9 protein-coding genes are annotated in these 12,509 nt (G+C 69.0%); 2 read left to right on the top strand and 7 right to left on the bottom strand.

Going from position 1 to position 12,509, the window contains the following annotated elements:
• Positions 1-42: 42 nt before the first annotated feature.
• Entirely contained in the window at positions 43-876 is an 834-nt protein-coding gene (locus tag ACQW02_RS18290) for a transglutaminase-like domain-containing protein (protein ID WP_431281342.1), read from the bottom strand.
• A gap of 435 nt (positions 877-1,311) precedes the next feature.
• Positions 1,312-2,391, bottom strand: coding sequence for a TRAP transporter substrate-binding protein (locus ACQW02_RS18285; protein WP_431281341.1), 1,080 nt, complete (start codon positions 2,389-2,391; stop codon positions 1,312-1,314).
• Positions 2,392-2,492: 101 nt separating this feature from the next.
• On the opposite strand from ACQW02_RS18285, the gene ACQW02_RS18280 reads away from it, so the two are divergent.
• Complete coding sequence (locus ACQW02_RS18280; protein WP_431281340.1) at positions 2,493-2,846, top strand: hypothetical protein; 354 nt, start codon at positions 2,493-2,495, stop codon at positions 2,844-2,846.
• 67 nt (positions 2,847-2,913) lie between these two features.
• Here the strand turns inward: ACQW02_RS18280 and ahcY are convergent, their stop codons facing one another.
• From ahcY to ACQW02_RS18255, 5 genes are all read right to left on the bottom strand, one after another.
• Entirely contained in the window at positions 2,914-4,317 is a 1,404-nt protein-coding gene (gene ahcY / locus ACQW02_RS18275; RefSeq protein ID WP_431281339.1) for an adenosylhomocysteinase, read from the bottom strand.
• Positions 4,318-4,430: 113 nt separating this feature from the next.
• Positions 4,431-6,638 (bottom strand): glycosyltransferase, encoded by a 2,208-nt coding sequence (locus tag ACQW02_RS18270; protein ID WP_431281338.1) that lies wholly within the window; start codon positions 6,636-6,638, stop codon positions 4,431-4,433.
• A gap of 230 nt (positions 6,639-6,868) precedes the next feature.
• Complete coding sequence (locus ACQW02_RS18265) at positions 6,869-8,239, bottom strand: glycosyltransferase family 4 protein (protein WP_431281337.1); 1,371 nt, start codon at positions 8,237-8,239, stop codon at positions 6,869-6,871.
• Between the two features lie 173 nt (positions 8,240-8,412).
• On the bottom strand, positions 8,413-9,783 hold the full coding sequence (locus ACQW02_RS18260) for an amidase (RefSeq protein WP_431281336.1): 1,371 nt from the start codon (positions 9,781-9,783) through the stop codon (positions 8,413-8,415).
• A 17-nt stretch (positions 9,784-9,800) separates the two neighbouring features.
• Complete coding sequence (locus ACQW02_RS18255; protein WP_431281335.1) at positions 9,801-11,378, bottom strand: ABC transporter substrate-binding protein; 1,578 nt, start codon at positions 11,376-11,378, stop codon at positions 9,801-9,803.
• 129 nt (positions 11,379-11,507) lie between these two features.
• Between ACQW02_RS18255 and ACQW02_RS18250 the strand changes: the two genes are divergently transcribed.
• Positions 11,508-12,506 carry a Bug family tripartite tricarboxylate transporter substrate binding protein gene (locus ACQW02_RS18250; RefSeq protein WP_431281334.1) on the top strand — a complete coding sequence of 333 codons (999 nt, stop codon included), beginning with the start codon at positions 11,508-11,510 and terminating at the stop codon, positions 12,504-12,506.
• The last annotated feature ends 3 nt before the right edge of the window (positions 12,507-12,509 follow it).

Raw genomic sequence — 12,509 nt, 5'->3', positions numbered from 1 at the left:
GGGGTTTGGGGGCCGAGGGATCGGCCCCCGTTCAGCCGCCTGTCAGCTCGGCCGGACGGCGGCGACGGTCACCGGCGGGGCCGGCTCCAGCGCCTCGATCCAGACCTCCGGCTTTTCCGCTTCCGTCTCACCAAAGAACGTCGCGAAAGCCACCTCTGCGCTGTCGCGGCCCATGCCGATCCGCACCAGCCCGGCAGGATCCGCCAGCCGCGTCGGATCGAACAGGTACCAGGCAGGCCCATGCGGACCGTTCAGGAAAGCTTCGAAGACGGCGTGGAAATCGGGCGGCTGGAGCCGGAACGCATAGGCGCTGATGTAGCGCGCCGGAATGCCAAGCGCCCGGCACAGGGCGATGCCGAGATGCGCGAAGTCCCGACAGACGCCGGCCCGTTCTGTCACCGTATCGATGGCGGAGGTCGTTTCGTCCGACACGCCGGCCTCATACGCGACATAGTCGTAGAGCCAGTTGCAAATCGCATTGACCCGCGAATACCCCGGTGCGAGGCCACCAAAATGGCTTTGCGCAAAACGGGCAAGACGGTCGGACTGGCAGTATCGGCTGGGGTAAAGGTAAAGCAACGCCGCCATCGGCAATTCCAAGGCCGGTATTTCCGAAATACTGTTCGGATCTTCCAGTTTTGGGGCCAATTCGACGATTGCCGTATATTCAAGCAGTAGCGATCCGGTTGGTGTCACACGAAAAAAACGATTTCCGCTCTCCGGCATCGTCCAGTGTTCGATTGGCAGGCTTGGGGTGATTGTCAGGCTTTCCTGTTCAATCAATTGTTCGTCGAACGACTGGGCGTGCAGGTTGAATACGAAGGGAACCGCCTCGGTGGTGCGGTAGTTCAGGCGGCAGCCCAACTGGAATTTCACGTCGATCTCCGGGGTTCGCGCTCATGCCTGTTCTGGCGACCGCGGCGACACCTCTTGAGGAGACGCCGCGCCCGCTGCAGGGCGCTGTCGAAACGCGGATCGGCGAAGAAGGTTTCGTTGGTGAACCGGCGCGATCGTTGGAGAATGCGGGCCGGCAGCCAGACAGTCTCGATAAGATAATTAGCCTTGTAAATAAGAATAAAATCAGGTATCGTCACTCTGAAAGGAGCAGCCATGCCGCCCGCCCTCAGCCAACCCGTCCGCAAGGCCCCTTCGGCAATTTGTCCGAAACTGCGATTCCTCGCCGCAGCGGTGGCCGACAGCGCGCGGCAACCGGTCCAGGCATGCCGCCAGTCCGGATTTGTCCGAAACGCCGATTCTTCAACTCAAAGGCCGGTGACAGCGCGATGCCGCCCCCGGCCCAACCCGTCCCCGCTACTGCGCCGCCGCCGGGAAGGCGAAGTTGTCGAAGCTGCTCTCGGCGATGCGGAACCACTGGAACTGCTCCGCACGGTAGGGCTTGTAGCTCTCCCAGATCGCCTTGAACCGCGGGTTGCCCGCGGCCGTGGTCTCGTACAGCGCGTTGCTCTCGCGCCAGGCGGCCTGCAAAATGTCGCGCGGCCAGAAGCGAAGCTGCGCCCCGGCGGCGACCAGGCGGCGCAGCGCCTGCGGGTTCAGATGGTCGTAGCGCGCCGTCATCTCGGAATCCTGCTCGGCGCAGGCGATGTCGATGGCGGCCTTGTACAGGTCGGGCAGGGCCTCCCAGGCGCGGATATTCGCCATGAAGTGCAGCCGGGCCGACGGCTCCCAGAACCCCGGCGCGTAGTAGTTGCGCGCGACGCGGACAAAGCCCAGCCGCTCGTCATCATGCGGGCCGACGAATTCCACGGCATCCAAGGTGCCGCGTTCCAGGCTGGGGTAGATATCGGCCGCCGCGACCTGCGTCGGCACGGCGCCCAGGCGCTGCATGACCTGGCCGGCGAAGCCCGCGATGCGGAACTTCAGCCCCTGCAGGTCGGCCTGGCTGCGGATCTCGTTGCGGAACCAGCCGCCCATCTGCGCGCCGGTGTCACCCGCAGGGATGCCGTGGATATTGTAGTCGCGGAAGAAATTGGCGGCCAATTGGTTGCCGCCGCCATGCCGCAGCCAGGCGGTCATCTGCCGCATGGTCAGGCCGAAGGGGATCGCGGTGAAGAAGGCGAAGCCCGGCTCCTTGCCGATGTAGTAGTAGGAGGCGGTGTGCGCGGCCTCCAAGGTGCCGGCCTGCACCGCGTCCAGCGCCTGCAACCCGCCGACGATCTCGCCCGCCGGGAAGACCTGGATGCGGAACTTGTTGTCGGTCAGTTGCGCGACCCGGCGGGCGATGTTCTCGGGCGTCGAGAACAGCACATCGAGGTTGCGCGGGAAGGACGACGTCAGGCGCCACCGCACCTCCGGCATCTGGGTCTGGGCAATGGCCGGGGTGGCAAGGGCCACGGGCACGACAGCGGCCCCCAGCATGGCGCGACGGTTCATTGGTTTCCTCCGGGGAAAGACATGACTGTGACGCCAGATACGGCAAGCGGCGGGACGGGGGAAGGCTGCGCGCCATGCATCCTCATTCCGCAGGCGGCAGCATGAGCAACACCACCTTCGCCGCAGCCGCCGGCGCCATCCTGCTCGCGCACCTGGCGGCCCTCGGCTGGGGAATCTGGCGGAGCGGGCGGGTGATGCTCTGGCTCAACGCCGTCGTCGCGGCGGGCGCGATCGGCGCGCTGATCCTCCAGCACCCAGGCCTGGCCTGGGGCGGCGATACGCCCCTGCAGGCGCTGCTGGGGTTTGAGGTGGTGGTCCTCGCCCTGGCCGCCATGGCGTTGCGGGGGGTGCCGGTCGCGTGGTGGCTCAGCATGGCGGGCTTCGCCCTGCACCTCTGCGCCGCCGCCGGGATGCTGGTCTTCGCCCTGACCTTCCGCATCACGCGGCTGTTCTGACGTGGCGGACGCGCAAATAAAAAAGGGGCGCTACCGGCGAACCGGCAGCGCCCCCTGTTTCGCCGCCTCAGTAGCGGTAGGGCTCGGGCTTGAACGGGCCGCTCGGGCTGACACCGATGTATTCGGCCTGGGCCGGGCTCAGCTTGGTCAGCACGGCGCCGACCTTGGCCAGGTGCAGGGCCGCGACCTTCTCGTCCAGGTGCTTGGGCAGGGTATAGACCTTCTTCTCATAGCCACCCGGGTTGCCCCAGAGTTCGAGCTGCGCGAGCGTCTGGTTGGTGAAGGAGGCCGACATCACGAAGGACGGGTGGCCCGTCGCGTTGCCCAGGTTCACGAGGCGGCCTTCGGACAGCAGGATGATGCGACGGCCCTCGGCGAACTCGATCTCGTCGACCTGCGGCTTCACGTTGAACCACTTGTAGTTCTTCAGCGCGGCGACCTGAATCTCGCTGTCGAAGTGGCCGATGTTGCAGACGATGGCGCGGTGCTTCATCGCGCGCATGTGGTCGATGGTGATGACATCGACGTTGCCGGTGGCGGTGACGAAGATGTCGGCGCGCGGGGCGGCCATTTCCATCGTCACGACCTCATAGCCTTCCATCGCGGCCTGCAGGGCGCAGATCGGATCGGCCTCGGTCACCAGCACGCGGCAGCCGGCGTTCTTCAGGCTGGCGGCGGAACCCTTGCCCACGTCGCCGAAGCCGGCGACCACGGCGACCTTGCCCGACATCATGACGTCGGTGCCGCGGCGGATGCCGTCGACCAGCGATTCACGGCAGCCGTACAGGTTGTCGAACTTGGACTTGGTGACGCTGTCGTTGACGTTGATCGCGGGGAACAGCAGGCGGCCTTCCTTGGCCATCACCTGCAGGCGGTGGACACCGGTCGTGGTCTCCTCCGACACGCCCTTGATGTTGGCGGCCAGGCGGGCAAACCAGCCCGGCTTGGTCTTCAGGCAGTTCTTGATCAGCGCGAAGAAGGCTTCCTCTTCCTCGTTCGCCGGCTTGTCGAGGAAGGCGACATCGCCCTTCTCCGCACGCAGGCCGAAGTGAACGAGGCCGGTCAGGTCGCCGCCATCGTCCAGGATCATGTTCGGCTCACCGCCATCGGCCCATTCCATCGTGCGCTGCACGTAGGACCAGTATTCCGGCAGGGTCTCGCCCTTCACCGCAAACACCGGCACGCCGCTGGCGGCGATCGCCGCGGCCGCGTGGTCCTGGGTCGAGAAGATGTTGCACGACGACCAGCGCACATCGGCGCCGAGGGCCGTCAGCGTCTCGATCAGCACGGCGGTCTGGATGGTCATGTGCAGGCAGCCCGCGATGCGGGCGCCGGCCAGTGGCTTGGAGGCGCCGAATTCGGCGCGGGTCGCCATCAGCCCGGGCATCTCGTCCTGGGCCATCTCGATTTCCTGGCGGCCGAAGCCGGCAAGGCTGATGTCGCGGACGACGTAGTCGGTGGGCTCGGGCATGGGGATCGGCATCCGTGTGACTGTGTGGCGCGGCCCCTAGCACGGGATGTCCGGGCTGGCCAGTCGCAGTCGCAAGACATGCAGATATTGTTATGTGATCCGGCGCCGCAACTTTACGCGAGGGTCAGCAGGGTGAAGGCTTCCCGCTCCAGCAGCGCCAGCCGGGCCTCGGCATCATCGGCCGCGGCCAGGGTCAGGGCGACCAGGCCGAAGCCGACCTCCCGCCCATCGGGGCGGCTGGCGCCGCCAGGCGCATCCAGCCGCAGCGTGATCGGGCCTTGGCCCGCCGGTACCTCCAGCACCACCCGGCAGGTCGGCGCGTCCGGCAGGCGCAGGCGCTGCCAGGCGCCGGGCGCATCGTCCCGGTCGGCCGCGGCATCGACCAGGGCCTCCCCACCGGGCGGCGCGCGCAGGTCCAGCAGCAGCCGCAGCGGCCGGCCCTCGGCGCCGGCGGGATTCAGGCGCAGCAGGGCCGTACCGGGGCGCGACCAGCAGCCCCAGGTCTCCACGCCGTGCCAGCCCTCGGGGTCGCGCAGGGTCTCGGCCAGGTGCTGGCTCAACAGCGAGTCATCCGCCTCGCCACTGCCGAAATGCAGGCTGGTGCCCAGCGGCACGGCGGGGATCGCGGAGGACAGGACCCGCCCGGCATGGCCCAGGGCCAGGGCGCCGGCCAGCAGATCGGCCGCGATATCGGTCCAGCGACGCAGCGGCGCGGCGGCGGCGATGCGCGCCGCCGATTCCGCCAGCGCCGCATCATCGGTCGCGAGGCGTTCAAGCAGCGCCACCAGCGCCGCCATGTCCCCAGGGGGAAAGGTATCGGCCAGGCCACGCCCGGCCGCGCGCAGCCCCGGCAGGTCCGGCATCACCAACGGCTTGCCGAGGGCCAGCGCCTCGGTCACCGGCAGGCCCCAGCCCTCGTGGCGGGAGTGGTACAGCGCGAAGCGCGCCCGGGTCAGCAGGGCCGCGACCAGCGCGTCATCGGCATCGGGGATGACGGTGACCAGCGCGCCCAGCCGCGGGTCGGCCTGCAACATGGCCAGCGCCGCCGCGGCCCCTTCGGTGATCCGCCCGGCGCAGACCAGCCGGGGCGTCGCGGGGCCGAGGCGTTCGGCCAGGGCGGACCAGGCGGTGAAGACGAAGGCGTGGTCCTTGCGGGGTTCCAGCGATGCGACCCAGGCCACGAAGGGCCGCGGATCGTCCAGCACGGGGTGGTCCGACGCCGGCGGCGGCAGGTCGGGGGCGGCGTCGAGGGGCACGATGGCACAGGGCAGGATGGCATCCTGGCCGAGGTCCGTGGCGATGCGCGCGACATCCCGCGCCGTTTCCTCGGTCGTGACGATGACGCCATCGGCGTGCCGCGTCAGCCCGGCGAACCAGCGGGTGAATTGGGCCGACAGCCCCGGCGACGCATCGGTCGGCGACAGCATCGGCCCCATGTCGTGCACCAGCGCCACATGCCGCAGCCCGGACGGACGCCGCGCCGCGGCGATGGCGCCGAAATACCCGGGCCGGGTCCAGGCGGTGCCGAGCGTCAAAAGCACCTGCCCCCGGCCGTCATGGCTTGCGAAATCAAGGGCCGGACCGGTCAGCACGGCGGCGATCGCATCGCGCATCTGGCCAAAGGCCGGGGCATCGGCATCGGCGCCCTGGCGCATCAGCTCGTGAAGCCGGCGGAACCACAGCGCCGGCACGGCGCAGAATCCGCCCCCCTCCGCACGCGGCGCGATCAGCGCCGCATCCAGCCCCGCATCCAGCACGGCGGCCCCGATGGCCAGTTGCACGCGCTGGATGCCGGAGGGCGCCCGCCGCCCGGCGGCCCAGGCCAGCAGGTCACCAATGTCCAGCAGCACGGCGGGCGGCGTCTGCGGCGCGCCATCGGCCCGCCAGGGCAGCGCGACGCCGGCCTGCTGCAAACCCACCAATTCGCGCCAACCGTCGGATGGGCCGGACTCGAGGATCGCATCGAGCATCGCCGCCCGGGCGTAGGCGACGGCGGCCTCCGGCAGGCGGTTCAGCAGTTTCAGTGCGTGGCCGATCTGCAGGTGGATATCCGGGTCATCCGGCTCCATCGCTTCGGCCTGGCGGTAGATGGACAGCGCCGCGGCCGCGTCGCCGCTTTCCTTGACCATGTGCCCGTGCTGGACGGTGATGCCGCGATCGTCGGGGCGCAGTTCAAGATAGGCGGCAAAGGCGGTCGCGGCCTCGGCCCAGAGGCGCTGGTCGCGCAGGGCATTGCCCCGGTCGCGCAGCGCGCGGGCGGAGTCCGGGGCCGCGTTATCGCCCATCGCCTCGACGCCGCGTATCCTGTCCAGCCAACCCATACCCTGCGCCCCGCAACCTTCGCTGTGCTTATCGCCAATCCTGCCGTGCGCCGCTACATCGGGCGGGTGGCGCGCGCCGCCCCCGTTCGCCGCGCGAGGCGGTCATCATCGTGACCCGTCACGGGGCAGCCGGGGCGCTCGCACGACGCCATCTCCAGTGCCGGATCGCAAACGACGTCCGGACCTGTGGCAGCGCCACCGCGCCCCGGTGTGATGCCCCTGCCCAACATCTACGACGTCGCCTCGTCCTGGACGGGCAGATCGGGCGTTGTCGGTTGCAGGGTCACGCCCAGGCGCGAATAAAGCGCCGCGAGGCGACGCTCATAGGCCGCCGCGCTGAAGAGCGCCGCCTGGCGCCGCCCCGCCCAGGAGAGGTGCCCACGCAGTTGTTCGTCATGGTCGAGCGCCTTGATGCCCTCGGTCATGGCGCGCACGTCATAGGGGTTCACCTTCACCGCGGCATCGCCCACGATTTCGGGCAGGGAGGCGGTGTTGGACGTCAGCACGGGTGTGCCAAGACTCATCGCCTCCAGCGCCGGGAGCCCGAAGCCTTCGTAGAGCGAGGGAAACAGCACCGCCTTGGCGCCGCGGATCAGGCTGATCAGCAGGCGAAAGGGCGCGTAGTCCAGCAGGATGATCTTGCGCCGCGTGACCAGTCGGTCGCCCTGCTGCACGATGTATTTGATGTGGTCGTCGAAGAGAAGCTTCAGCTCCTCCTCGCTTTTCCAGGCTTGCTTGCCGACGATCACCAGCGGCAGGTCGGAGCCGGAGGAGAGGTAGGCCTCGATCATCCGGCCGACGTTTTTCTTCGGCTCGATGGCACCGAAGAACATGAAATAGCCCTTCCACTCCAGGCCGAACGATCCCATGACCTCGGACCGCGCCTCGGCTTCCGGCTTTTCGGCGAGTTTCCTTGGGATCTCGACGGATTGGTAGGTGTTGGTCACCTTGTCGGGATCGGCGCCGAGCAAATTGATGATGTCGCGCCGCGAGGCTTCGCTGACCGTGACGATATGATCGGCGCGCCGCACCAGCATTTGGGTCAAGCGAAGGTAGTGGCTTTTCTGATCGAGCGTGGTGTACGGCAACCGCAACGGCACCATGTCGTGCATCGTGTAGATATTCTTCGCGCCGCGCACCGCCAGCGGCAGCGGATAGGTCCAGTGCATCACCTGCGGCCTGTCGGGCATCTTCACCTGGAGCCTGCGCTTGAAAAGCTTGAAGGCGTTCGGTGCGAAGGAAAACAGATCCTGCACGTTCCATAGCGTATCGAAATGAGGCAACCGCGCCGCGAAGGCATCGGTCACGACCTTGCCCGTGGAGGGGATGTGCACGGCCAGTTCGCCCGCCGGGGCCATGATGCTGCGACGGAAGCCGCGCAGGTAGCGCTGCCATGCCGGAGATCGGCCCAGGCGCGGGTCAAAGAAGGAAACCTCGCGCAGCAGCGGGTTGCGGGAGGCGCTGGCATGCGTGCCGTAGAGCACCCCAACCTCCGCCCCCATGGCGCCGAGGCGGAAGGAGAGGTTGCGTGCATAGGTGGCGACCCCGGTTCCCTCGTCCAGGGCAAGGTTGTAGCCGTCGATGTTGATCTTTGTGCGCATCGTTCAATTTTAGACCAGCATCGCCGTTTCGCCAAAGAAGGGCGGACGGCGCGGCGGCGACACGCAAGGGGCGATCAAGCGACGCCAGCGACACGCGCTGGTCGATCCGCCGATCGGCCTGCGTCCGTCCTCGGCCGCTGGCCCGATCGGCGGTGGCGCCCCGGCCGTCGCTGCTACAGCACCGGCCAGCGATGCGCCCAGGGGTGCGCAGCCTCGAACTGCCGCGCCAGGGCGACCAGCAGCCAGTCCGCACCATGCGCCCCGACCAACTGGATGCCGATCGGCAGCCCCTCGGCCGAGGGCTCGCAAGGCACGTTCATGCCAGGCAGGCCGCCTGCGTTCACGATGCCGGTGAAGGCGCGGTGGTGGGGGATGCCGAACTTCGTCGCGTCCCATGGCAAGGTGCCGGCGCTCGGCGTCACGATCACATCCCACTGGCGGAAGGCGCGCGCGAACTGCGCCTGCACCTCGCGGAAGGCGGCCAGCCCTTCGATGTAGTCGGCCGCCGTGAGCGCCGCGCCGCGTTCGGCCATTTCCTCGTAGATCGCGCCGATCTTGCCGCGCCAGTCCTGGCCGCGCAGCACCCAGGCCAGGCCGCCGGCGGTGAAGGTCGGCCAGTTCTTTTCGAACAGGTCGATATCCACAGGCAGCGTGCCCACCTCCACCGTGTGGCCAAGCGCCGCCAGCGCACGCGCGGCTGCGGCGCAAGATGTCGCGACGGGCTCATCCACCGGCCACTGCCCGAACTGCGGCACGTAGAGGATCCGCAGCGGGCGGGGGGCCGGTTCCTCATGCGGGCCGGGGATGCCGATGGACAGGCGGTCCTCGTCCAGCGGTCCCTGGATGATCGACAGCGTCGCGGCCAGGTCGTCGACCGTGCGCGCGATGGGGCCGATCACTTCCGCGTCGTCCAGGATGATCGGCAAGCCGTTGCGCCGCGCGACGCGGCCCGTCGTCGGCTTCAGCCCGACCAGGCCGCAATGGCTGGCGGGCCGGCGGATCGAGCCGCCACCATCGGTGCCGAGCGTGACCGGCCCGAAGCCGGAGGCCACCGCCGCCGCGCCGCCGCCCGTGGAGGCACCGGGCGTCAGCGCCGTGTTCCATGGATTGCGCGTGGTGCCGAAGGATTTTGTATCCACATTGCCGCGGCCGAGCGTGAATTCCGACACGTTGGTCTTGCCGAGGATGACGGCGCCGGCCGCGCGCAGCCGCGCCACGGGCGTCTCGTCGGCGTCTGGCACGTTGTCCAGATAGAGTTCGCTGCCCCAGGCGCAGCGCAGCCCCGCGACCGGGATGTTGTCCTTCACCGACACCGGCACGCCATCCATCGGGCTGAGCGGTGCGCCGGCGGCGAAACGCGCATCGGCGGCGGCGGCGGCGGCGGTCGCACCGGCCTCGTCCAGGGTCGCGAAGGCGTTGACCTTGTCATTCGCCGCCGACACGCGGTCCAGCACGGCACGCAGCGCGGCGGATGGCGTCAGCGTGCGGGCGCGGAAGCGGGCCGCGAGTTCGGTCGCGGACAGCCGCCAGGTATCATCAGTCATGTCGTTGTTCTTTCTGTTCAGGGGACTGGCGTGAAGAAGCGCGCCAGGGTCCATTCATCGGCGCGCGGCGTATAGGCCAGGCCCCGGCGTGTTGCCCAGATATTCACCTGGTAAAGGATGGGCACCAGCGCCTGGTCCTCCATCGCGATCTCGCTGGCCCGTTCCAGCAGCGCGCGCCGCGCCGCGTCGTCCACCGTGCCGAGCGCCTGGATGATGACCGCGTCGAGCGCCGGGTTGGAATAGCGCCCGCGATTGCCGACGCCGAGGCCGCGGTCCCGGTCGATGGTCGCCAGCAGCGCGCGCAGCGGCGAGGACGCCTCACCAGTGTTGCTGCCCCAGCCGAGGAGCATGGTCGAGAAGGCGTAGGTCGGCGCGCCGCCCTGCGACAGGATCAGGTTGAACGGCATGGCTTCCGCGCGCGCGTCGATGCCGATGCGCGTCAGCATCTGGGCGACCGCCTGCAGAATCTTGTCGTCGTTCGGGAAGCGGTCGTTCGGGCCGTGGATGGTCAGGCGGAAGCCGTCCGCGTAGCCCGCCTCGCGCAGCAGGCGACGTGCCGTGTCGGGATCGAATGCCGGCGGCACCAGGCGCGGGCTGGCGCCGAAAAAGCCCTCGGCGAGCAGGCCGCCGGCGGCGATGGCCTCACCTTCCATCAGCCGATCGACGATCAGCGGGCGGTTGATCGCCAGTGACAGCGCGCGGCGCACGCGCAGGTCGCGCAGCGGGTTGGCGGGCAGGGGGCGTCCGTCGCGTGCGGTGGCGAAGGGAGTCACGTCGCGCGCCGTGTCGAAGCTCAGGAACATCACGCGGTTGGACACGGCGCGCCAGAGCTGCAGGTCCGGGCGGCGCTTCAGCGCGTCGATCTGGGTGAGGGGAACCGCCTCCACCGCATCCACGTCACCGGCGAGCAGGGCGGCGGCGCGCGCGCTATCGTTCGGTACGATGCGCAGGGTCACGCGCGCCCAGGCGGGGGCACCGCCCCAATAGGCATCGTTGCGGGTCAGCACCACGCGCTCACCGGGCGTGAAGCTTTCGAAGCGGAAGGGGCCCGTGCCGATCATCGCGGCGCCTGAGCGGAAATCGGCGGTCGTCGCCGTTTCGAAACGGCGCGGGATGATGTTCACCACCGACAGGTCGGTCGGCAGCAGCGGCTGCGGGCCGCGCGTGCGCAGGCGCAAGGTGTGCGGATCCACCACCTCCACCGCGGCTATGCCGCGGGTGAACTGGGTGAAGGGGCCGGGGCTGTTCGGCACGTTCGGGATGCGGCGCAAGGTTGCCGCGACGTCCTCGGCCTCCAGCGGCGATCCGTCGTGGAAGGTGACACCGGGGCGCAGGCGGAATTCCCATTCCGTGTCCGACAATGCGGTCCAGGATTCCGCGAGGCCGGGGGTCAGGCGTTGCCGCTCATCCTGGTGCACCAGCTTGTCGAACACATGCGCCGCGATGGCGTTGTTCGACACCAGGTTGTGGAAGTGCGGGTCCACCGATGTCGGTGTCGACGCGAGCGCCAGGTTCAACTGTTGCGCAACCGACTGGTGAATCGGCGAGAATGCGCACAGCAATGCAACGATGAACCAGGGGGCGCGCCGCGGCATTTCGGACTCCATGCGAAGATGCCCTATCCTGTTGCCAACGTCCGCTAGGCGCAAGCCGCACCCTTGTGCGTTGCAGCATTGCGCGTTTCACGTCATCTATCCCGCTTCGCACTTGGCCAGGAGTTCGCCATGACCATTGCCGCATCGCCGCGCCGCAGTCTGATCCTGTTCGGCGCCGCCGCCATCGGATCGGCGCGCGGCGCGCGGGCCCAGCCCGCGGCGCCGCGCTTTCCGTCACGTCCGATCCGGCTTGTCGTGCCTTTCGCGCCGGGCGGCATCACCGACATTTTGGCGCGCGCCGCCGCCGAGGGGCTGGCACGCGAATTGGGGCAGCCGGTGGTGGTGGACAACCGCGCCGGCGCCGGCGGGAATGTCGGTTCTGAAGCGGTCGCGAAGGCGGCGCCGGATGGCTACACGCTGCTCGCCGTCGGTCCGGCGGTGATGGGGATTTCCAAGCCGCTGTATGGGCGGCTGAACTACGATCCCGATGCGGATTTCGTGCCGGTCGGGCTGCTGGGGGCGCAGGCCAATGTGCTGATGGTCAGCCGGCGTGCCTTGCCGGAACCGACGCTGCCCGCGCTGTTGGCGGCGGCGCGGGCGCGGCCGGGTGAACTGGCCTTCGCCTCCTCCGGCAGCGGGTCGCTGACGCATCTGACGGCGGAACTCTTCGCCGCCGACGCGGGGGTGCGCATGGTGCATGTGCCGTACCGTGGTAGCCCGCCGGCGCTGTCGGACCTCGCGTCCGGCCAGGTGGTGATGCTGTTCGACGCGTTGACCACCGCGCTGCCGCTGCATCAGGGCGACCTTGCGCGCATCGTTGGCGTCGCGACGCGCGAACGCCAGGCCGATCTGCCGGATGTGCCGAGCCTGGTGGAAGCGGGCTTCCCCAGCCTGGATGTGCCGAACTGGTTCGGTGTCTTCGCCCCGGCCGCGACGCCTGGGCCGATCGTGGCCAGGCTTGCCGCCGCGCTGGCCGAGGTGACGGAAAGCGACAGCTACCGGGCCTTGATGCGGGCCCGCAGCGCGCAGCCGGTGACGCTTGGCAGCCGGTCGCTCGATGCCTTCCTGGCCGCGGAGCGGGTGCGATGGGCCGATGCGGTGCGTAGCAGCGGGGCGCAGCCGGGGTAGGGC

Origin of the sequence: Humitalea sp. 24SJ18S-53, assembly GCF_050632385.1 — a bacterium.
GTDB lineage: Bacteria > Pseudomonadota > Alphaproteobacteria > Acetobacterales > Acetobacteraceae > Humitalea.
This window is presented reverse-complemented; position numbering and strand designations above follow the sequence as displayed.